This window comes from Geobacillus sp. JS12, from assembly GCF_001592395.1.
GTDB lineage: Bacteria > Bacillota > Bacilli > Bacillales > Anoxybacillaceae > Geobacillus > Geobacillus zalihae.
Genome location: NZ_CP014749.1, coordinates 851,563 through 873,761 on the forward strand (window position 1 = coordinate 851,563; position 22,199 = coordinate 873,761).

At 48.0% G+C, this 22,199-nt stretch carries 14 protein-coding genes; 11 read left to right on the top strand and 3 right to left on the bottom strand.

What is annotated here, in order from left to right; genetic code table 11:
• The first annotated feature begins 400 nt into the window (after positions 1-400).
• A complete protein-coding gene (locus tag A0V43_RS04260; RefSeq protein ID WP_063192458.1) occupies positions 401-1,360 on the top strand; it encodes a siderophore ABC transporter substrate-binding protein in 960 nt (319 codons plus the stop codon).
• 38 nt (positions 1,361-1,398) lie between these two features.
• Here A0V43_RS04260 and A0V43_RS04265 read toward each other — a convergent pair whose 3' ends face one another.
• Positions 1,399-2,127, bottom strand: coding sequence for a coiled-coil domain-containing protein (locus tag A0V43_RS04265; protein ID WP_063193802.1), 729 nt, complete (start codon positions 2,125-2,127; stop codon positions 1,399-1,401).
• A gap of 171 nt (positions 2,128-2,298) precedes the next feature.
• Between A0V43_RS04265 and A0V43_RS04270 the strand changes: the two genes are divergently transcribed.
• The 6 genes from A0V43_RS04270 to A0V43_RS04295 all read left to right on the top strand — a co-directional run bounded on the left by A0V43_RS04270 (position 2,299) and on the right by A0V43_RS04295 (position 14,593).
• On the top strand, positions 2,299-6,060 hold the full coding sequence (locus A0V43_RS04270; protein ID WP_063192459.1) for a bifunctional RecB family nuclease/DEAD/DEAH box helicase: 3,762 nt from the start codon (positions 2,299-2,301) through the stop codon (positions 6,058-6,060).
• A 409-nt stretch (positions 6,061-6,469) separates the two neighbouring features.
• Entirely contained in the window at positions 6,470-8,416 is a 1,947-nt protein-coding gene (locus A0V43_RS04275; protein WP_063192460.1) for a MotA/TolQ/ExbB proton channel family protein, read from the top strand.
• Positions 8,413-9,084: an OmpA/MotB family protein gene (locus A0V43_RS04280; protein WP_055359051.1), complete on the top strand. Its 672-nt coding sequence runs from the start codon at positions 8,413-8,415 to the stop codon at positions 9,082-9,084. Before A0V43_RS04275 ends, A0V43_RS04280 begins: the two co-directional genes overlap by 4 nt.
• Positions 9,081-10,361, top strand: coding sequence for a hypothetical protein (locus tag A0V43_RS04285; RefSeq protein WP_063192461.1), 1,281 nt, complete (start codon positions 9,081-9,083; stop codon positions 10,359-10,361). Before A0V43_RS04280 ends, A0V43_RS04285 begins: the two co-directional genes overlap by 4 nt.
• Positions 10,306-12,930, top strand: a complete 2,625-nt coding sequence (locus A0V43_RS04290) for a DEAD/DEAH box helicase (RefSeq protein WP_063192462.1) — start codon at positions 10,306-10,308, stop codon at positions 12,928-12,930. The genes A0V43_RS04285 and A0V43_RS04290 overlap by 56 nt, the downstream gene beginning before the upstream one ends.
• Before the next feature lie 226 nt (positions 12,931-13,156).
• Entirely contained in the window at positions 13,157-14,593 is a 1,437-nt protein-coding gene (locus tag A0V43_RS04295; protein ID WP_063192463.1) for a site-specific DNA-methyltransferase, read from the top strand.
• A 102-nt stretch (positions 14,594-14,695) separates the two neighbouring features.
• Here the strand turns inward: A0V43_RS04295 and A0V43_RS04300 are convergent, their stop codons facing one another.
• Together A0V43_RS04300 and A0V43_RS04305 are read right to left on the bottom strand one after the other, a co-directional pair.
• The gene (locus A0V43_RS04300; RefSeq protein WP_063192464.1) at positions 14,696-15,007 is read right to left on the bottom strand and encodes a hypothetical protein; all 312 of its coding nucleotides are present in this window, start codon (positions 15,005-15,007) and stop codon (positions 14,696-14,698) included.
• A gap of 264 nt (positions 15,008-15,271) precedes the next feature.
• On the bottom strand, positions 15,272-16,780 hold the full coding sequence (locus A0V43_RS04305; RefSeq protein ID WP_063192465.1) for an NCS1 family nucleobase:cation symporter-1: 1,509 nt from the start codon (positions 16,778-16,780) through the stop codon (positions 15,272-15,274).
• 344 nt (positions 16,781-17,124) lie between these two features.
• Here A0V43_RS04305 and A0V43_RS04310 point away from each other — a divergent pair, with 344 nt between their 5' ends.
• From A0V43_RS04310 to hydA, 4 genes are all read left to right on the top strand, one after another.
• The gene (locus A0V43_RS04310; protein WP_013523519.1) at positions 17,125-18,015 is read left to right on the top strand and encodes a nitrilase-related carbon-nitrogen hydrolase; all 891 of its coding nucleotides are present in this window, start codon (positions 17,125-17,127) and stop codon (positions 18,013-18,015) included.
• Between the two features lie 74 nt (positions 18,016-18,089).
• Positions 18,090-19,439, top strand: coding sequence for an NAD(P)-dependent oxidoreductase (locus A0V43_RS04315; protein WP_206501583.1), 1,350 nt, complete (start codon positions 18,090-18,092; stop codon positions 19,437-19,439).
• A gap of 19 nt (positions 19,440-19,458) precedes the next feature.
• Entirely contained in the window at positions 19,459-20,748 is a 1,290-nt protein-coding gene (gene preA, locus A0V43_RS04320) for an NAD-dependent dihydropyrimidine dehydrogenase subunit PreA (RefSeq protein ID WP_063192466.1), read from the top strand.
• 18 nt (positions 20,749-20,766) lie between these two features.
• Positions 20,767-22,182: a dihydropyrimidinase gene (hydA, locus tag A0V43_RS04325; RefSeq protein WP_033012436.1), complete on the top strand. Its 1,416-nt coding sequence runs from the start codon at positions 20,767-20,769 to the stop codon at positions 22,180-22,182.
• Positions 22,183-22,199 lie beyond the last annotated feature (17 nt).

Here is a 22,199-nt window from a genome sequence, read left to right on the forward strand (position 1 = left end):
TGCATCGTTACCGATTCTCTCGGTGTGTCTGTTGGCAGTACTTGGCTTCCACACACAACAGACGGATCTACGCTCGATGTTTTACGGTTACAACGTTTCCTGTAACCAACTCCATACATCGAGTAGCAGTTATTGGAGTGCCTTTATTAAACGGTTTTCTCCACGCCTTTATTATATCATACACAAAAGAAAAGGGGAACGCGCATTCCTCTCCCACTTACTCCCTTTGGTCGTTGAAGTGGGAGTCTCCTGCGCGAAATAGGATGAAGAAGATTCCAATTAAGTAAAAAATGGTTGAGCCGGCTTTCATGTTGACATCGGCAAGAAAAGGCGCCCCTTGTCGAGTGAATACGAAAGCCGTCAACATATAATTTGAATTTCCAAAGGGGGGGTATAGCCAATGAAACAGCGTTGGCTGATGGTAGTGGTTGCTTTGCTTCTTGTCGTACTGGTTGCTTGCGGCAATAAGGAGAATACAAGCAACGGAGCAAGTGGGAAGAATGACGAGAAGAAAACGGAACAAGCCGAGGAAATGACGATCAAGCACCAGCTTGGAGAGGCGAAAGTCAAGAAAAATCCAGAGAAAGTGGTTGTCTTTGATTTCGGAGTGCTAGACACCCTTGATAAACTAGGCGTGAAGGTGACAGCTTTGCCGCAGATGAACGTGCCGAAATACTTGGAGAAATATAAAAGCAGCGACTACCAAAACGTCGGCAGCCTGATGGAGCCGGATTTTGAAAAATTGAGCGAAATCAAGCCGGATGTCATTTTTATTTCCGGTCGTCAAGCAAATTTGTATGACAAGTTGAAAGAGATTGGCCCAACTGTTTATATAGGGATTGACACTCAACATTATTGGGATTCGTTTACAAACAATATGAAGTTGATCGGGCAAATGTTTGGCAAAGAAAAAGAAGTAGATGAGGAACTGGCCAATATTGAAAAACAAATCGAAGAAGTGAAGGCGAAGGCTGCAGACAAAAAAGCGCTGATCATTTTGACGACCGGCGGGAAAGTGAGTGCGTATGGCAAAGGTTCACGCTTTGGGCTCATCCATGATGTGCTCGGCGTGCCAGCCGCAGACCCGAATTTGAAAGTGACGAATCCTCATGGACAAAGCGTATCATTTGAGTATATTGCCGAGAAAAACCCGGATTACTTGTTTGTCATTGACCGCGACGCCGTTGTAGAAGGAAAGCCGACAGCGAAGCAAACGATTGAAAATGCGCTTGTGAAAAAGACGAAAGCATATCAAAACGGTCACATTGTCTACTTGGATCCAAATTATTGGTATCTCTCAGGCGGCGGATTGACGTCGGTGTCGGAAATGATCAAACAGGTGGAAGAAGGATTGAAATAAAAGGACAGGCGGGCTTAGGCGGCCCGCCTGCTTTATCGTCATAAAATGATATTCTTAATTTTGTAGATTTCCCGTTCGTGTTCGATGACTTTGTTCGAGAGGAAGGTGATGTCAAGTTTGATGTTGTTCAACTGTTCGGTGAATGATTGGGCATGGGAATCGACTTTTTTCTCTAAGGCGTCGAGTCTTTGGTGGATGGAAGAGACTTCGCCGTGAAGTTTATGCACGTCCATCGCGAGGGCGTCGAGTGCGGCGTCGGTTTCATCCTGGCGGTGAAGAAGAGCAGACATCAGATCATACAGCTCTTTTTGGCCAGCTTTGATATGGGCTTGTTCTTCTTCCAACCGCTTTTGGCCTTCAAGGAGAGCTTGCTGGATCCGCCGGAATTCTTCTTGTTCTTTTCGCATTTCTTGCTGTTCTCTTCGGATCTCCTGCTGTTCTTTCCGCATTTCTTGCTGTTCTCTTCGGATCTCCTGTTGCTCTTTCCGTATTTCTTGCTGTTCTCTTCGGATCTCCTGCTGTTCTTTCCGCATTTCTTGCTGTTCTCTTCGGATCTCCTGCTGCTCTTTCCGCATTTCCTGTTGTTCTCTACGGATTTCCTGTTGCTCTTTCCGCATTTCTTGTTGTTCTCTACGGATTTCCTGTTGCTCTTTCCGCATTTCTTGTTGTTCTGCTTCCAGCCGTTTGTGGCTTTCGACGAGGAGGTGCAGCGTGTTCTCGATATGACCAAGGCGGTTGAACAACTGCAAGAGGATCTCTTCGCTCATGGTTGGCCCCTCTTTCATTCTAATTTCCTTCATTATAGCACATATGTTCTTGTCGAACAAGCACGAATGGTGTATATAGGAAAGCGTACAAACATATGATACAATGAATAAACAAACTGACAAGTCCCAGTGCGGATGTCGGGTAGTATGTTTTTAGAAAGGGATCGATGTATGCTTTACGTTTCTCCTGCCAAAATCGCAAGCTATTTTTATCATGAGTGCGAGCGGAATTTTTATTTTCAGTCGTTGGCGAAAGAACGACGCGGCGAGCTCGATGTGCCGGAAGAGCTGTTTGAGCGGCCCGCGGTGCATCAGAGCGTGCTGCGCCGAGGGGTTGAGTGGGAAGAGGAAGTGATTACGACCTATTTGGCCGGCCAGGTGAAGATGGGGAAGCGAGAGCCTGGCGCACCGATTTCCCACTGCTATTTGGATGGAGAGGAGACGATCCGCGAGCTGAAGCAGCCGAGCAAGCGCTATTTATACCAGCCGACATTGATCGCGCCGCCGCGCTTTTACGAACGGTACGGGTTGGATCTGAAAGTGATCCGATTTGCGGCGTGTCGTCCGGATTTGATTGAGTGCATTCCGGGGCAAAACGGCTTTGTGTTCCGCATCATCGACATCAAATCATCCGACGTGTTGAAGCTTTCCCACCGCGTGCAAACGGCGCTGTACGCGTTGATGTTGTCCTCGGTGTTAGAGGAGCACGGTGTTAAGGGCAGCGTCGATTTGCGCGAAGCCGGGATATGGACGTACAAAACCGAGCAGCCGCAGCTGACAGATATCGGACAGCTGCTTCCGTTTCTTGAGCAGTTTTTGGCTAGCGAATTGACGGCACTGGCCGAAAAGCAACTTGATGAGCTGTTTTGGCACTTGGATTACCGTTGCGAATGGTGCCCGTTTTACGATTATTGTTTAGACAAAGCGCGGGAACAGTCGCATATTTCCCTCGTTCCGTACTTATCGAGCCATGCGTCCCGCTTTATTCGCGAGCGGCAGCTGCCTGAGACGATCGACGAGTTTCGCCAACTTCTTGAGCGTCAAGAAACGAGACACGTCCTAAAACAAAACGCTGGATTGGCGCGTCAACTTCGGCGGCTTGAAGCGCAGCTTGAGGCGATTGCGGAGGAAAAGGTCGTTCCGTATGACCAGGCGGTGACGCATATGCCGATATGGGAAGACATCCGTCTGATTCTCACCGCGCAACGCGATCCGTTGACGGGCAAGATCGCGGCGGCATCGCTGTACCGTGTTGGTGGAACAGATGTGTTTGGAACAGGGTCGGAAATGCATCATGTTATCGCCGGTTCGTTTGAGGAATGCGACGCGGTCGGCCGAAAGTTTGCCGATGCGCTGGACCGCCTGCTTCAGACGGTGCACGATTACAACCGAGCGCGAGAGTGGCGGGCGCAAAAGTCCGTGCAGGCGTATGTCGCCGACAACTATGAATGGGACAATGTGCAGCAGCTGCTTCAAGCGCTTTTGTTGGATCCAGACTATAACGAAAAAGCCGTTCGGTTGCTGTCGTATTTCCATAGCAGCGTGCTATCAAGCGCCAGCGATCATCCAGATGAAATCGTTCCGCTTCCTGTCGTTGTGCTGACAACGGCTGTGAGCCAGCTGTTCGCCTTGCCGACGCATGTTGCGTACCGTCTTGAAGACTTGTCGCGGTATATTGCGGCCTACCATGATTCGCCGTTTCTGTACTCGGCGAGCGAGCGCTTTTCGTTCCGCTTGACAAACGCCATGAAACTGGATGTGCTACATGATGCCTGGCAAACAGGGGACATGGAAAAACGACAAGCGGTCGAGAAGGAGCTGAGCCGCCGCCTTTGGGCCGCTCACAGCATCATTCAAGGCATCCGTGCGTGGGCCGAGAGCGTCCATCCTTCACCGCTTATTGTCTGGCCGGAAAAATTTGCGTTTCCTCATTCGGCTGATTACCGTGATCCGCTTGTGTCCAAGCTGGCGTTTATGGCGCGCTACGAGGCGCTATTAAACTACTTGGATATTCGCCAAAAGCGCCTGCTTCCGCTTTCGGAGCGGCTTGAGAACGGAGTGACGCTTCATGTCACGTACCTTGGCGGCGATCGGTTCCGATTGAACAACCGCCAGGCGCTTGAAGCGATCGACCAGAAGGCGAGCTGGCTTTTGACGGAGTGCAATGAGGAAGGGGAAAAGGCGCAACAGACGTTTCCTGATCATAAGTACGCCAGTGAATGGAAGACGCCCCAACGGGTCAATTTGTACTTTACCCGCATTCGCGCCATCGAAGATAATGGCAAGACAGCTGAACTCGAGCTCGAGTTGCCCAAATGGCTCGACCGGTTCCCGCTTGTGGAAGGAGGGGAGTATTGGCTGTCGCTTCGGCATGCCGATTTTACCACCCAGCGCGTCTTGCAGGCGTTGCAACAGTTGGACGAGGACAATCATCGCATCTTGGACTTAGTTCGCGATCCGATTCGCTATCGGAAAACGTTTCGTCCCAACTGGGATGCAGAGGAAGTCAAGGCGCTTCTCCGCCGAAGCGGGTTGACAAAAAGCCAGCGTCAGGCGTTTCTCCACTTTCTCCGCCATACGTTGACGCTCGTCTGGGGGCCGCCTGGCACCGGGAAAACGCATTTTATTGCCGTTGCTCTTCGGTTGCTGATGGAAATGTATGAAAAACGGGGGCGGAGGCTTGCCATTCTTGTTTCGGGCTTCACCCATGCGGCGATCGAAAACGTTCTGCGCAAAATTCAGGAGCTTGCGCCGCGGCGCAGCGTCCATATCGCGAAACTTGGCGAGATTCAGACGGAAAACGCCAAAGGAATCGCCGAGGTGGCAGACCTTGACCTTCTCGGATGGTTTGGCAGCGGCGGCCATCGGGTGCTTGGCGCCACGCTGTACGGCATTCAAAGGGCATATGAAAAAGGCTGTCTAGAAGAGTTTGACGTCGTCGTTCTGGATGAAGCATCGCAAATTCGCGTCGCCGATTCACTGTTGGCGCTGCGCCATGTCAAAAAAGCAGGCCGGCTGCTCATTGTCGGCGACCATTTCCAGCTGCCGCCAATCATTCAAGGGGCGTATGCGGCCGCAGAAGGGGAGCCGCCTTTGTTCGACTCGATTTTCCGCCTGCTGTTTGACGCGGATGTGGAGAAGCGGTATACCCGCCAACTGACGGACAATTTCCGCATGAATGAGGCGCTTTGCCGCTACCCAGCCGAGCGGATCTACGGCTCCGAGTACACGGCGTTCAACCGGCAAATTGCCGAGCAAACGTTGGCGCTCGCCGATGCCCCAACTGCCGATGAATGGGTGGAAGCGGCGATCGACCCTGACTATCCGCTTGTCGTCTGCACGTATGACGGCGTGTACGGTGCCCAAGAAAACGAGGCGGAAGCGCGCTGGGTGGCGAGCATCGCGAAGGTGTTGCGGGAACGGCTTCTCGACAGCGAGGAAAAACGGTACGATGACTCATCAGAAGGCGACCAAGCGTTTTGGCGCCGCGGGCTGTTTATCATCTCGCCGCATCGGGCGCAAATCCGCGCCATTCGCCGTGAGCTTGAACACCAAGGACTGCGTCCGCCGTTTTTCGTCGATACGGTTGATAAAATGCAAGGGCAAGAAGTGGATGCGGCGATCATCAGCTACGGCGTCGCCGATCCGGAACTGGCTGTGATGGAAGGGGAGTTCATCTACAGTTTGAACCGCCTCAACGTTTCGCTCACACGGGCGCGGAAAAAGGCGATCCTCTTCCTCTCGCGCCAACTCATGTCGCCGCCGCTTCAGGTGATCGGCAACGAGGAATACCGTGAAGGAGTCAACTTTATGGTTGGGCTTGAGCAGTACGCTTTACGTCATGGGGAAGCGCAAACGTTTATGGTCGACGGTGTTGCGCTGCAAATGTACCGAGTCAGTCGTCCGAAGATGGAAAACATGGACACTCTATGAAGCTGCTGAGTTTGACAGGAAAAAAGGATGAATCAAGGCGCTGTTCAACTTGAGAAATTCTTTGATGCATCCGAGAATCCCCCATTTTCTTGCTCAAAAACCGCATAAACAGTCGCCATCCGCCATGTCGCCTTCTCCGTTTGTTGGCTCGTTTTGTTTTCTGTGCCGGAGGAGGGAGGGCATGGCGATTTTTTTTTGGACGGCCAAGTCATCTATATAATTGTTATTTTGTTACATATTGCCGATAGGTCGTAACGCCTGTAAAATGATTTTGTAAGAATCGGAGAGAAGAACGCTTTTTGCCATTCCAGTGAATAATCAGATGAACAGCGAAGGGGACGAATGGAACGGATTGGATTTTTCTTAGCAACAGATGACTTTACACAATAGAAAGCGCGGGTGAGGGACGTTGTATACCGTTTTTGAGACGTTGTTTTCCTTGATTAACAAAATCGGAAATGAAGGTTTTACTGATTTGTTTCTTTATTTTCAGTTTAGTTTGTTTTTGGTGATGGCTGTTTGGCAGTTTGTCCGCATTCAAAGGGAGATTGCGGTGATGAACCAGTTGAAGCCAAAGCTTTTGGAATTAAACCGTCCTTTAGATGGAAGCGTCTACGAGATTGATCAGGCCATTCACAATCTTTTTGCCCAAGTGAAAAAGTCGAAATATAAAGAACTTTGGGAGCGATATTATAATCGCGTATCGCAGAAAAATGAGGATGAGCGCATTAATGTAGAGCCGTTTTTTGGATTTGATGTGATGTACCATCATATGGGCTACCGAACATTGATGGACATGGGGGCGGGCATTCACGTCAGTCTCGGTGTTCTTGGCACTTTCGTTGGTCTCTCAGTAGGATTGGCTCAATTGCATGTCAGTGATACAGAAATGTTGCGGTCTGGAATTGATAGTTTAATAAATGGGATGAAAGTCGCCTTTTACACTTCTGTATGGGGCGTGTTGCTTTCTTTAATATGGACGATGTTCGACCGCTGGATCAGTGGCGTGCTTGAGCGCAATATCGACTGGCATTCCGAGCGGCTTGACTTTTTGCTTAGCACCGATGATGAGGAGCTGTTTCTTAACCGTTTAGAAAAGTTATCACGCCACCAGGCTGACCATCTGAAGACGCTGCTGACTGATGCGCTTGAAAGGGCGATGCAGCCGATCGCTCTATCGCTTCAGCAGTCGCACGGCAGCCTGCAGCAAGCGTTCGGTCAGCTTCATGACCAGTTCGCCCAGCTGCATGAAGGGATGGAGACGCAGGCGAAGCTGCTTGAGTCGCAAATTGAGTTGACAAAAAGTACAAGCGCCGATGTGACGAGTCGGCTTGTTGATGAGATTACAGGCGGGACACAACAGTCGATTGGAAAGTTTAGAGAGTTTGTCCAACAATCGCAAGTGCTTCACTCAGAAATGATGAAAACGATTGAGTCATTCACAAGCCGTTTTGCTTATACGGAAGAGCGGCAGGCGATGACGCTTGAGCGGACGGAAAAAATGTTTGCGCAATTTGAAAAGATGGTTGGAGAACTTGAGCTGATGAAGGACAGCTATCAAAAAACGGCAGGCATAATGAACGGATTAGGAGAAACGTTTTATCAGTTGCAGCAGCTGACAAAAGACCATCTCCCAGTCCAACAAGAAGTGATGCGGAGCAACCAGTTGCTCGCTCAAAAATACGACGATCTGGTGGAGCGTTTTACCCACTTTAATGCGCAGGTCGAAACGCATTACAGCCAGTTGCTCGAACAGCTTGTTCATGCTGCATCTTCCCTTTCCGCGTCCTTTCAAACGATGGCGAACAAGTTTGAGGAGTCTCTCCGCATTCAAAAAGAATCGCTGCATGATTCGCAGCAGCTGCTCGGCGATGTCCAGTCGGCTGTGGCGGCGCTGTCGCCGCTTGTTCCCGAGTTGCGTGAAACGTTTGACCGTGTTCGGGAGCTGAAGGAGCAGCTGCTTGAAATGCAGGAAGCGCAAAAACAGCTTCTTCCAGAGCTTGTGCAGCTGCGCACGCAAACAAATGAAACGGTGGAGGAAGCATTACAAACAACGAAAGTGTACATGCATGAGATGACAGAGCAAATCGCGACGCTGCAGCAAAACTGGGCGATGACGAAAGAACAGTTGGCGAAGATTACAGAAGCCCTTCATCTTTCAATGAAAGATTTTGCGGAGAACATTGACAGCGGTTTGAGCAAAACGTATCAACACTTTGATGAGACGTTGACAAAAGCCGTTCAGGAAGTGAGCGGGCTCGTTTATCAGTTCAGTGAAGTTCAGAGCGATTTCATTGAGAATATGGAAGACTTAGTCGATCATCTGGATAAATGGAAAGCAGGGGCTTCAACATGAAATATCGGAGACGGACGGAAGTTAATTATTGGATGTCCTATGCGGATTTAATGAGCGCCATGTTGATGGTGTTTGCCTTGTTGTTGATGTTTGTCATCCTTGACTACCGTGAATTGTTAGAAGAGAAAGAAAAACAAATTGAAGAGGTTGTCAGCGTCAAAACGGAGATCATTCGGGCTTTAACAGAAGCGTTTAAGAAGTCGAATCTAGCCATTGAGATTGATCAGCAAACAGGAGCCATCCGCTTTCCCGGCAGCATTTTGTTTGAATCGAACTCGGCGGAAATTTCTCCGGAGGGGAAGGCGTTTTTGCAACAATTTATTCCTAAGTATATGGGGATTTTATTGCAGGATCGGTTTAAAGATGAAATTTCAAGCATCATTATCGAAGGGCATACCGACCGAAATGGGACGTACATGTACAACATGTCTTTGTCACAGCGACGGGCATACGCCGTTTTAGAATATATTTATAGCAAAGAGTTTCCGAATTTTAAAGAGCGGGAGCTGTCGAAAAAGTACATTACCGCAAATGGCCGGAGCTTCAGCAATCCGCTGACGGATGAAAACGGCAAGTATGATCCTGACCGATCACGCCGGGTTGAATTTTTATTCCGTCTTAAGGACGATGAAGCAATTAAAGCCATTGAAAAGTTGGTGAACGAATGAAGTATGAGTATGAACCAGTATTGCTGAAACGATGGCTGCGCGAAGTGCGTCCACCTCTTTTGGGGAAAACAATGGAAAACAGCAATGAGAAATATCGGGGCGTGCTTGAACGGTTGTCGGACCAGTTTGCAGGGCTAGTCGATGCACCGGCTTCGGCATTCGAACAATGGGTCAAACAGTTGTCGAGGCGGGAAAAGCTTCTTTTGCCAAACTTATATAAAAAAGAGCTTCCGGAAGAGATGAAAAAAGCGATGATTGATGTGATCCAGCAACACGTTCGGCATGAGCGCCGCCTTTTTCGTGTGTTGGTCGATGTGGTGTATGAAACATGTGATTTGGATGAAATTTGGAAGCTTTTACGCTATGCTTATGCCTCTCATATCGAAAAAATTGAAAAAAGAATGGAAAAAGAAAAGAGCGAAAAATGGCGGCGTTATTTGTCAAGCAAAGACCCGATTGTATATTTGGCGACGACGGCATATGAAAGCGAGAAAGGCATTTTAGAGGAATTGGAGACGTTTTATTTAACGAAAAATTTCCCGTTGTTTAAACTCGTGCTGATGGAAATTTTCCAGCTGGCCGATGAATCGTTTTTTCTCAAAGAACAAGAGTTGTACCGGGATATGTTTGTTTCTTCGACAAATGAGCAGCAACAAAAAATGGCGAACGCATTGATCAAAAAGTGCAAACTGAATCATGTCAAGCCGCTCGGAAGATTGATATTTGAAAAGTTGCAAACGTATCACAGAAAACCAATGCTATGGAGATATGTCGGGGAAGAGGAAAAGCGGCGGTTTGCCCAGTGGATTATGAGGTTGGAATTGAAAGACTTTTTTGGCGGCGTGAATAAAAACCATGAACGGTTTCAATATTGGGAAAAGTTTATTCCAAAGCTAGAGGATGTCGTTGTGACGGATGAACGCACGACGTTGATTATGTATTTTCGTGACGTTGTCATTATGGAAGTGCTCGGAACTGGGGCGGTTTATATTTACCGCACCGACGTATTCCAGCGCCATTTTCAGCCAAAAATCGACCGGATGCTCGCCGAACGCGAGCGGTTTGCCAACAAGGCGTGGCGAAAAGTGCGGGAAGTGAAACGAACCGAGCTGATGGATAGAGATTTGACAATTCCAGGCGGCTGGCTGCGCCATAACGGTGGGTGGCAATGGAAATTTGATGAATGGCTTCGCCGCGAACTCGGCTGGGAGGTAAGAAGGGATGTTCTTCTTCAAAAAGAAACGGAAAATGATGAAGGCAGTTTTGACGCCGAATGAGGATGGGATTCATTTTTCGTTTCAGTTGCATGACGGCAAAACCATCGCCGAACTGAAGCTGCCTATGGCCAAAGAAGACATCGAAAAATATTACAAAGTGCAAGGATTTCAGCAGTATGTCGCTTGGGAGGAGCTTTACGACTCGGGCGTCCTTGTCGATTCGACTTTGCCGTACAGCGAGTATTATGAATTGCTTAAAGACGAAAGCGCCAAAGAAGTGCTCCAACATTTAGGGCTTCCCGTTGTCGAGGAGCACGTGAGCGGAAAGCTCTCACTTCGTTCGTTGCCGCATGAAGCGGACTTAGTTTTGCAACTGTTTGATGCAGGCGGGCGCAACTTAGATCGGGTTGGGAAGCAGGCCGGGGCGATTTATGTGCTGCCAGACCGTCTCATGCTGCTCCCGGAACGCGTATATCGGCTGAAACAAGCGCTTTTGGGATCGTACGAATCAGGATATGAAAAAATCGGCATTTGCCAACAGCTGGCCAACGAAGCAGGAATTGAACTTGAACACTTTTTACAAAACGAAACGTATCACGTCGTTGATGCGTACGATATAGACGTTGCTGTGCACCGCCATGACCATATCGAGCTTGTCGTTAAAGGACGAAATGAGGAGGAAACCCGCCATCTTCAACGACTGCAACGGGTCAGCAGCATAAAAAAAGGCCATGGGCGCAGCCGTTTCGTCAGCACGGAGCAGGTTCATGCTGATATGATGCATTTGCAGCAAAAACGGCATATTACGGGAGAAGAAGTGCCGCTGTTTTTGGAAAATCCGGCGGCCGTCTTGCCTGAGCATGATTATTTATTTGATTTGGACCAGTTTTCAGAACGTGTCCGCGGCCTTATCCCGATTGAACGGGTTCGCCCTTTTTTTCATGAGCGGACCGGAATGCAATGGTTTGATGAGGAGAGCGGGCATACCGTTCCGTACGATGAGACGTTTTTGCGCGAACTGATGGAAAAATATCCGGATCAGCAATATGTCGAATACAACGGCAAATGGATTTACCTAGATCCTTTATTGCGCCGGAAGTTGCTGCAGCTGCCGAAAGACGCCGATGAAGCGTTGAAGCGCCGGTATATTCTTGATATTAAAGATAACGAAGAACAACTTGAATACAAGATGGACAGCGCCCAAGGGGCACCATGCCGGCGCTATCCGGTTCCATCCGGGCTGCAAGCGGAGCTTTTTCCGCATCAAATCGAAGGCTTTGAGTGGCTCTGTCACTTGGCAGAGCAAGAAAGGGGCGGCCTGCTTGCCGATGATATGGGGCTTGGAAAAACAATTCAAGTCATTGCGTTTTTGCTGCATCAAAAAGCAAATGGGCGGTTGAAGCCGACGTTGATCGTCCTGCCGATAGCCCTTATTGAGAACTGGGTGGCGGAAATCGAAAAGTTTGCCCCAAGCTTGTTGGACGGTTTATATATTCATAAAGGAAGAGAGCGGTTGGCTTCGTCGCAGCTCATTTCACAGTTTGATATCGTTTTGACAAGCTATGACACGCTCAAAATGGACCAGCTTCTGTTGGGGAAAATTGAATTTCAGGCGATTATTTGCGATGAGGCGCAAAACATTAAATCTCATACTAGCCAGCGCTCACGCGCCATTCGCGCCATGCAAGGACGTTTCCGTTTAGCGATGACCGGCACGCCGGTCGAAAATAGTTTAGACGAACTTTGGGCGATTATGGACTTTGTCCAGCCCGGTGCTTTAGGCTCTCTAAAAGAATTTCGCTTCCGCTATGCAGAAACGTCGGACTATGATGCGTTGCTTGTGGCCCTACAACCGTACTATTTGCGCCGCACGAAGCAACAAATTCTCGATGGCCGTTTGCCTAAAAAACACCTTGTTCCGCCGATTTATGTTGAAGCTTCACCCATACAGAAGGAAATTGCCCGGTCAATGTTGGCCACAAAAGAGATGGGTCAGGTCGCCATTTTGAATATGATTACGAGACTTCGTCAACTGTACGGCCATCCGGGTGCGGTTATTCCGAAATATGAACAGCTCTCTTATCAAGAAGTGCCGAAGCTGAAAGAAACGATGCACATCATTGAAACGATTCGGCAAAAGGGAGAGAAAGTGCTCATCTTTACTGAATTTCGCAAACTGCACTTTCTTTTAAAACGAATCTTTATGGAGACATACGGCATTTCTGTTCCAGTGATTGATGGCGATGCGAAAAATCGGCAATTGATTGTCCGACGTTTTAATGAAATGCAAGGCTTTGGCATTATGATTTTATCCCCAAAAGCGGCCGGCGTCGGCTTGACGATCACAAGTGCCAACCATGTGATTCATTACACACGATGGTGGAATCCAGCGGTCGAAAATCAAGCAACTGACCGTGCATATCGCATCGGCCAGCAAAAGGACGTGTATGTCTACCATATTATTACGAGGGACAGTTCCCACTTTCCGCAGGGGACAGTAGAGGAATTGATGCATGAATTGCTTGAAAGCAAGCGCCATTTAGCCGAAAATGTCATTATTCCGTTTAATATGAGCGAGATCCAGCAAGCGGTCGCTGAGAAGGTGGTGGGGCGAAGACAGCTTGTGTAAAGAGCCGTTTTCGTGTCCGATCGGCGGATTTTCTTGTCTGACAAGGGAATCGCTCCGTATGAAACGTTCTACGCTCCGCTTCCGTTTGCAGGAGGCGGGGATATTTTTTAGCTAAGAGTTGTGGCAGGAAAACGGTTTGCCATGGCGAAATATTGGAAATACGATCTCTTTTTCGTGGACAAAAAACGTTGCGGACAAGATGGCGGAGGGGGAGGGAGGGCGTGCCATGGCAAACGTCGGTGGGAGAAGGAAACAGGTAGCGGATGCAAGGCTTGAAGCGGTAAAGAAGCTCTTTCCGGAAGCGGTGGTGGACGGGGACATCGATTGGGATCGGTTGCGGAAGGAACTCGGCTGTGGGAGCCGGGAAGAATCGTATGAGTTCACATGGCCAGGGAAGGCGGAGGCGAGGCGGCTCGCCGAAACACCTGCGTCCGGAGTATTGCGGCCGGATCAGGCAGCGAGCAAACAGTGGGAGACGACGAACAATTGGTATATTGAAGGGGATAACTTAGAGGCGTTAAAGCTGTTGCGAGCAACGCATGCAGGAACCATTCAAATGATTTACATCGACCCGCCGTACAACACCGGGAAAGTGCTGACGTATAAAGACCATTGGCGCCAAAAGAAGAGCGCGCCAGCTCGTAGGAAGGATATAGAGGAAGCGCGCGCTCATGCCGACTGGCTCAACATGATGTACCCGCGCCTTTGGGTGGCGCGGGAGCTGTTGGCTGAGACGGGGGCCATCTTTATCTCCATTGATGATACGGAGCAGGCGAATTTGAGAAAAATGTGCGATGAAATTTTTGGCGAGCGAAATTTTGTCGCCACGTTCATTTGGCAGCGGGCGTTTTCGCCTGTGAATATGAACAAGTTCGCCTCGCGCAACCATGACTTCATCCTCTGTTACGCGAAAAATATCGATCGCCTGGCTTGGTACGGCTTGCCGCGCCATCCGGAAGCGGACGGGCGGTATGCCAACCCAGACAATGACCCGCGGGGGCCGTGGACGTCAGGAGATTTGTCGGTCGGTCCGCCGATTCCGGAAAAAATTTATGACATCGTGACCCCGGGTGGCCGGGTCGTTTCTCCGCCGAACGGGTATTGCTGGCGGGTGACGAAGGAGCGCTTCACCGAACTGGTGGAAGACAACCGCATTTGGTTTGGCAAAGACGGCAACGGGGTGCCGCGCCTGAAGCGGTTTTTAAGCGAAGTGAAGCCGACGGTGACACCGCTTACGATTTGGACGCATGATGAGGTGTCCCATTCGCAGGAGGCGAAAAAAGAGCTGAAGGAGCTGTTCGATGGGCTGGCGGTGATGGATTACCCGAAGCCGGTGAAGCTCATTCAGCGCATGGTGGCGCTGACAACGAAGGACAATGACATCATCCTCGACTTTTTTTCCGGCTCGGCGACAACGGCCCATGCCGTCATGCAGCAAAACGCAGAAGACGGCGGCCGGCGGTCGTTTATAATGGTGCAGCTTCCCGAACGGCTTGCGGAAACGTCCGAGGCGTATCGGGTGGGGTTTCGGACGATTTGCGACATTGGCCGCGAGCGCATCCGCCGCGCGGGGGAGAAAATCGTTTATGAAACGGGGAAGACGGAGCTTGATATCGGCTTTAAAGTGTTTCGGATTGAGAGAACAAACCAGCCCGCTCGCTAGGCGAACGGGCTGCTTTTCGATTCGGCTGATGAAAAGCGCTTTGGTAAAGCAGGCGTTGCGTCTATGTTCCGAGTCCCTGATGTCCGTTGTTTCAGGCGCTTTTTACAATGACGCCGCAGCCCAACGGTCATTGACAAAGACGTCGTACTCCGCAGCGATCGTTTCTTTGAGCTCCGCTAAAGACGGGATGCCGTCGGCGAACATGTAGGTGTCAAGGCAAATGAGGGAGTATTCGTCGCCGGGATCAAATACGATGGTGACGACTTCTTCCGTTCCGGCGTCCACTTGCCGGACGGTGTCGCCGTCTTCCGGCTCAACGAGTACGTTTTGGTATGTTTCACGAATCACGTAGTAGCCTTCCCGCAATTGTTCAGTGAATAGATGTTCGATGTCCGTCAGTTCGTGGACGATCATTATTTAAGTCCTCCTAACTTGTGAAATCATTCTCAATGTCAGTATATAACGTAGTCGCTGTCGATATAATAGATGCCGTGGAAAGTTCGAAAAGTTGTCATGTTTGCATGCCAAGCGTAGATAAGGTTGGGTGCAGGATTGATAAGGGAAAATAGCAGCTTCCTGCAAAAAGAAAGCGCCCTCGTGGGAGGGCGATGTCAACGTTTAACCAGTGACACTGCTTGCCTTCTGTCATGGATAGGCTGTTTAGGTGTAAATGATTCATTATTTTGCGATTTCTGTCGGACTGTTATGTTTTGAATCGAAAAGGGTGATTTGTTCATACTCGCCTTCCTTTAATACGCTTTGGTCGTTTTTCATTAAGTAGGTGTAGACACCAATTGCAATGAACAATCCAAATGTCCACGCGTTGTCCCAAAGAAAACGAAGTGGCGGTATGAATAAACCAAGTACAGGAATAACGACTCCCACAATCAGTGCGTACACTCCGTTTTTGTTAAACCCATTTGCATAATTGTAACGGCCATTCGGTTTGTACAGTTCTTTTAAGTGCAACTGTCTTCGGCGAACGAGCCAATAGTCCGCAATAGCAATGCCGTCAATGGGTCCAAGCAAAGCGGCGTATGTGCCAAGCCAGCCGAATATATAATTCCCAAAGTTGGACATAATATACCATGGCTGCAATAAAATAGCGAATAGTCCTGTGATAATCGCGCCAATTCCAAATGTAATTCGCTTCGGATATAAATTTTCGATCGCTCGGGCAGGGGCAACCACGTTGGCACCCACATTAATAGTTACAGAAGAGATGACAATAATAATAGTCCCTAATAGAATGACAAATGGGGGAAATTTAGCTAACAGCTGCACGGGATCCCAAATGGCTTGACCAAAAATCACAATGGTTGCTGAGGTTACGGCAATTCCGATAAATGAAAAAACAGTCATTGTAATAGGCAAGGATAAACTTTGGGCGACCATTTGTGATTTCTGACTCTGTGCGTATCGGCAAAAATCAGGGATGTTTAATGCCAATGTGGCCCAAAAGCCGATGACGCCAGTTAAAGAAGGGAAAAAGACTTTCAAAAATTCACTGGTTGTTTCGAACTTAGAAGGAGTCTCTAAAATCGGTCCCCATCCTCCGGCGTTCGTAAATGCCCAAATGAGCAAAATGATGGAAGAAATCCCGACAACAGGTGCAGCCACTGCGCTTAGCTTTTTGATGCCTTCTGGGCCTCTATAAGCAACGCTGATATTTAAGATCCAAAATAATGCAAATACAATGGCTGTATGTCCCGGTAAATTCCCCCACGAAGAGAATGATGCCATGAGTAATGTGTCAATGGCTTCTGTTCCGATCCACGTATTGATTCCAAACCATCCGGCTGCTACAAGGGCCCGGGCTAAAGTGGGAATATGGGCGCCTTTATCTCCAAACCAAAGCCGAGCAAACACAGGATAAGGAATCCCGAATTTTGTTCCTGCATGAGAGTTTAATAAAATCGGAATAAGGACGATCACGTTCCCCAGAAAAATGGTACCAACAGCTTGCCACCAGTTCATTCCTAAAGCAATCATGCCGCTGGCCATGGTGTATGAAGGAATGCATAAACACATTCCAATCCACAATGTAGCAAAATTGATTCCTTTCCATGAATGTTCTTGCCTTGTTGTCGGACGCAAGTCATCATTCCATAAAGGACTTCCACTGACTTCTTGTGCGGCTTCCTCCGTCAAGACCACAATCCCATTGTGTTCAATTTGTGTTTTCATTCATATCCCCTTTTTTAAAAATCCAGTGTATAAAAGAGAAATTTAAGAAAATTCTATCTATAATATGTACATTTTTCATTATACGATTTGTCAAATAAGAAAAAGAGAAATCTATTCATTATGTAAAATGTGTAACTATTCCTCACATTTTGATGTTCTCAATCCTAGGGAGCAACTTCGTCTAGCTGTATATTTATTTCGCTGAAATTTACATAGTGAACAATCAATGTTTTCTATTATTTAACAAAGTGTATAATGAAAAGCTGGTGATTTACTATGTAGAATATTCTTAAAGTTCAGCCTAATTGTGAAACCAGATAAAATGAAGAAGGAGTGATTGGAGCATGGCTGATCAAGTGACCATTGGTTTGATCCAAGCTTCTCATAATGTGCATGGGGACGAGCCGGTCGAGGTTCATAAGGAAAAGGCGATTGAAAAGCACGTCAAGCTTGTCAAGGAGGCAAAAGATCGGGGAGCACAAATCATCTGTTTGCAAGAGATTTTCTATGGCCCGTATTTCTGCGCCGAGCAAAATACAAAATGGTATGAGGCGGCGGAAGAAATTCCAAATGGTCCGACGACCAAAATGTTTCAGGAAATAGCAAAACAGCTGGGGGTAGTGATCGTTCTACCGATTTATGAAAGGGAAGGAATTGCTACTTACTATAATACGGCAGCTGTCATTGATGCCGATGGAACCTACTTAGGAAAGTATCGCAAACAGCATATTCCGCATGTCGGGGTAGGAAACGAGGGCTGTGGATTTTGGGAAAAATTTTATTTTAAGCCTGGAAATTTAGGCTATCCGGTATTTGATACCGCATTTGCCAAGATCGGCGTTTATATTTGTTATGACCGTCATTTCCCAGAGGGAGCGCGAATTTTAGGACTAAAAGGCGCTGAAATTGTGTTCAATCCATCCGCTACGGTAGCAGGTCTCTCCGAATATTTATGGAAACTGGAACAACCGGCTCATGCCGTTGCCAATGGCTATTACGTGGCTGCCATCAATCGGGTTGGATATGAAGCACCGTGGAACATGGGAGAGTTTTACGGGCAGTCTTACTTGGTTGATCCTAGAGGGAACTTTGTGGCCATGGGCAGCCGTGATCAAGATGAAGTGGTGATTGGCGTCATGAATAAGAAGATGATTCGGGAAGTGCGCGATATTTGGCAATTTTACCGTGATCGTCGTCCGGAAACCTATAGTGAAATGACGGCTTTACTTCCATAGAAAGCAACGAGAAAGGGGAGGAGGGAATGACTCTATTCCCTTTCTTTAAAAATGACGCGTGGAGGGGGATGGAGATGGAGCAATCACGTTTGGAAAAGAACTTTGAAGAAGTAGAGCCTGGCTTGACAGATCGAGAAGCAATGGAAGAAGCGAATCGATGTTTGTACTGTTATGACGCTCCTTGTATTCGAGCTTGTCCGACAGGGATTGATATCCCCGCTTTTATCAAAAAAATTGCTTCTGGGAATGTAAAAGGGTCAGCGAAAACCATTATGTTGTCAAACCCGGTTGGCGCCAGTTGTGCAAGAGTGTGTCCGACAGAGGAATTATGTGAAGGGGCTTGTGTTTTAAATCATTCTACAAAACCCATTATGATTGGAAAATTGCAGCGATATGCGACCGATTGGGCGATCCGAAATAAAGAAGTGGTATTCCAAGCGGGACGAAAAAATGGAAAAACAGTGGCGGTTGTCGGCGGCGGCCCTGCTGGATTATCATCGGCCAGAGAACTAGCTCGTCTTGGGTATGAAGTGACCATTTTTGAAGCGGAGAACCAAGCAGGCGGGCTAAACACGTATGGCATTGTTTCTTTCCGCCTCCCTAAAAATATCTCGTTGTGGGAAGTCAATCAAATCAAAAGCTTAGGCGTGCAAATCCGCACGAATACAAGGGTTGGTAAGGATATTGAAGTAAACGAGCTCCTAGAAAATTATGATGCTGTTGTTTTAGCTGTTGGCATGGGGAAAGTGCCAAAGTTAGGAATCCCGGGAGAAGATTTGGACGGAGTATATGATGCCATTGAGTTGATTAAAGAGACGAAAACAAAACCGTTGACTGATCGGCTGGTGGGGAAAAGGGTAGTTGTGATAGGTGCGGGAAATACCGCGATTGATGCAGCTACCTGTTCGGTGCGTCTAGGAGCGGAAAATGTAAAAATTTTATATCGCCGGACGAAAGAAGAAATGACAGCTTATGAATTTGAGTATGAGTTTGCCAAACAGGATGGTGTCGAATTTCGCTGGCTAACAGCACCCAAAAGGATTATTGGCGACAGTAAGGGCAAGGTTACTCATGTTGAATGCGTTCGGATGGAATTGGGAGAACCAGACGCTGATGGCCGCCGCCGCCCTCTTCCGGTTGAGGGATCGGAATTTATTATGCCGGTTGATGTTGTCATTAAAGCCATTGGGCAAGAGCGCCATATCGAATTGATTGAAGCTTTTGGATTAGAGCATGATCATGGCGTAGTCAAGGTGAATCTTGAAACTTATCAAACGTCAAATCCGAAGGTGTTTGCTTGTGGGGATGTGATTTTTGAAAGAGGAAAAGGCGAAGCGATGGTGGTGGTGGCAGCGCAGCAAGGGAAGGAAGCAGCTTACGGGATTCATCGATATTTGACAAAGGCAGTAAGCGAAACGGCCTAAATGAGAGGAGGGAACGGCAATGGCTGATTTAAGCATTAACTTAGCGGGAATCAAGTCCCCCAATCCATTTTGGCTCGCTTCCGCCCCTCCCACCAATTCGGGGTATCAAGTGCAAAGGGCATTTGAGGCGGGTTGGGGAGGAGCGGTATGGAAAACATTAGGGGAACCTATTTTGAATGTATCGTCCCGATTTGCGGCAATCAGTTTTAACGGACAGCGAGTCATGGGCTTTAACAATATTGAATTAATCACGGATCGTCCTCTTGAGGAAAATTTAAAGGAAATTTATGAGACGAAAAAACGTTTTCCTGACCGGGCTGTCGTTGCTTCTTTGATGGTCGAGCCCAAGCGCGAAAAATGGCATGAGATTGTGAAGCGAGTAGAAGATGTGGGCGTGGATGGGTTGGAACTCAATTTTGGCTGTCCGCATGGAATGGCGGAACGGGGGATGGGATCGGCATCAGGTCAAGTGCCAGAATTGGTCGAACGACAAACATATTGGGTCAAAGAGGTGGCACGCACCCCTGTCATTGTCAAATTAACTCCTAATATTACCGATATTACGGCGACCGCTGAAGCGGCTGCCCAAGGCGGGGCAGATGCCATCAGTTTGATCAACACAATCAATAGTCTCATGGGGGTGGACTTAGATACGTGGAATACGATTCCACATGTAGCAGGAAAGGGGGCGCACGGGGGATACTGCGGTCCAGCAGTAAAACCCATTGCTTTAAATATGGTGGCCGAATGCGCGCGACACCCGCGTATCCGCATTCCGATTTCGGGAATTGGCGGGATCTCCAATTGGAGAGATGCCGTTGAGTTTATGTTAATGGGAGCGACAGGAGTTCAAGTGTGCACGGCGGTTATGCACCATGGGTTTCGGATTATCGAGGATATGATTGAAGGGTTGAATCACTATCTTGATGAAAAAGGAATTGCTTCCGTAATGGATATTGTAGGGAAATCAGTGTCAAAGTATTCTGATTGGGGAGATTTGGACCTCAATTATAAGGTTGTGGCGCGAATTCATCGTGAGCGCTGTATTCAGTGCAATAAGTGCTACATTTCTTGTGAAGATGCTTCCCATCAATGCATTGAGCGTCTCGTAGACGAAAACAGAAAAGAATATTTAAAAGTGCGCGAAGAAGATTGTGTAGGATGCAATTTATGTTCCATCGTCTGTCCGGTTGACGGAGCGATTGAGATGGTCGAAGTGCCAAGCGAACATCCCTCGATGACATGGAATGAACGGCAAGTGGCCCTTGGCCGGCTAAGCGGTTGCAGTGTGGATATCAAATCATTATAAATGAAGGAGGGTATCATGATGACAAAATTGATAAAAAATGGAACAATTGTCACCGCTACAGATATATATGAAGCCGATCTCCTCATTCAAGATGGGAAAATTGCAGTAATCGGGAGAAATTTAGATGAGAGCGGAGCGGAAGTGATTGATGCTACAGGTTGTTATGTGTTTCCAGGAGGCATTGATCCGCACACCCATTTAGATATGCCGTTTGGCGGCACTGTGACAAAAGACGACTTTGAGTCGGGGACGATTGCCGCCGCATTTGGCGGGACGACGACCATTATTGATTTTTGCTTAACGAATAAAGGTGAGCCCCTGAAAAAAGCGATTGAAACTTGGCATAACAAAGCGACGGGGAAAGCGGTGATCGATTACGGGTTCCATTTGATGATCAGTGAAATAACGGACGATGTGCTTGAAGAGCTTCCAAAAGTGATCGAAGAAGAAGGAATTACCTCCTTTAAAGTATTTATGGCGTATAAAAATGTGTTTCAAGCTGATGATGGAACCTTGTATCGGACGCTAGTCGCGGCAAAAGAACTCGGAGCGCTTGTCATGGTGCATGCCGAGAATGGAGACGTGATTGACTATTTAACGAAAAAAGCCTTGGAGGACGGGCATACTGATCCGATTTATCATGCATTAACGAGACCTCCAGAGCTAGAAGGAGAAGCGACGGGGCGCGCCTGTCAATTGACAGAACTCGCCGGTTCGCAATTGTACGTCGTTCATGTATCGTGTGCTCAAGCGGTAGAGAAAATTGCTGAAGCGCGCAATAAGGGGTTGAATGTATGGGGCGAAACTTGTCCCCAGTATCTGGTGCTCGATCAGTCCTATTTAGAAAAGCCGAATTTTGAAGGTGCTAAATATGTATGGTCACCGCCGCTTCGTGAGAAATGGCATCAAGAAGTGCTATGGAATGCCTTGAAAAACGGCCAGCTGCAAACGCTCGGATCTGACCAATGCTCATTTGATTTTAAAGGCCAAAAAGAATTAGGAAGGGGAGATTTTACCAAAATCCCAAATGGTGGTCCTATTATTGAGGATCGGGTGAGTATTCTTTTCAGTGAAGGAGTGAAAAAAGGGAGAATTACCCTCAACCAGTTTGTTGATATTGTATCAACAAGAATCGCCAAATTGTTTGGTCTATTCCCGAAGAAAGGAACCATTGCCGTCGGTGCGGATGCGGATTTAGTCATTTTTGATCCAACGGTTGAACGGGTGATTTCAGCCGAAACACACCATATGGCTGTGGATTATAATCCGTTTGAAGGGATGAAAGTAACAGGGGAACCTGTGTCGGTTTTATGTAGAGGAGAATTTGTGGTACGTGATAAACAATTTGTCGGGAAACCGGGGTACGGCCAATATGTTAAACGCGCGAAATATGGGGCGCTAATGGCCGACCAAGATGTGGTGAAAATGTCCTAACGTAAATAAATCATTGA

Coding starts and splice junctions, on each gene's coding strand:
- hydA (WP_033012436.1), top strand. CDS start 20,767: ATGACAAAATTGATAAAAAATGGAACAATTGTCACCGCTACAGATATA.
- A0V43_RS04300 (WP_063192464.1), bottom strand. CDS start 15,007: ATGATCGTCCACGAACTGACGGACATCGAACATCTATTCACTGAACAA.
- A0V43_RS04295 (WP_063192463.1), top strand. CDS start 13,157: ATGGCAAACGTCGGTGGGAGAAGGAAACAGGTAGCGGATGCAAGGCTT.
- A0V43_RS04290 (WP_063192462.1), top strand. CDS start 10,306: ATGTTCTTCTTCAAAAAGAAACGGAAAATGATGAAGGCAGTTTTGACG.
- A0V43_RS04285 (WP_063192461.1), top strand. CDS start 9,081: ATGAAGTATGAGTATGAACCAGTATTGCTGAAACGATGGCTGCGCGAA.
- A0V43_RS04265 (WP_063193802.1), bottom strand. CDS start 2,127: ATGAGCGAAGAGATCCTCTTGCAGTTGTTCAACCGCCTTGGTCATATC.
- preA (WP_063192466.1), top strand. CDS start 19,459: ATGGCTGATTTAAGCATTAACTTAGCGGGAATCAAGTCCCCCAATCCA.
- A0V43_RS04270 (WP_063192459.1), top strand. CDS start 2,299: ATGCTTTACGTTTCTCCTGCCAAAATCGCAAGCTATTTTTATCATGAG.
- A0V43_RS04310 (WP_013523519.1), top strand. CDS start 17,125: ATGGCTGATCAAGTGACCATTGGTTTGATCCAAGCTTCTCATAATGTG.
- A0V43_RS04280 (WP_055359051.1), top strand. CDS start 8,413: ATGAAATATCGGAGACGGACGGAAGTTAATTATTGGATGTCCTATGCG.
- A0V43_RS04260 (WP_063192458.1), top strand. CDS start 401: ATGAAACAGCGTTGGCTGATGGTAGTGGTTGCTTTGCTTCTTGTCGTA.
- A0V43_RS04305 (WP_063192465.1), bottom strand. CDS start 16,780: ATGAAAACACAAATTGAACACAATGGGATTGTGGTCTTGACGGAGGAA.
- A0V43_RS04315 (WP_206501583.1), top strand. CDS start 18,090: ATGGAGCAATCACGTTTGGAAAAGAACTTTGAAGAAGTAGAGCCTGGC.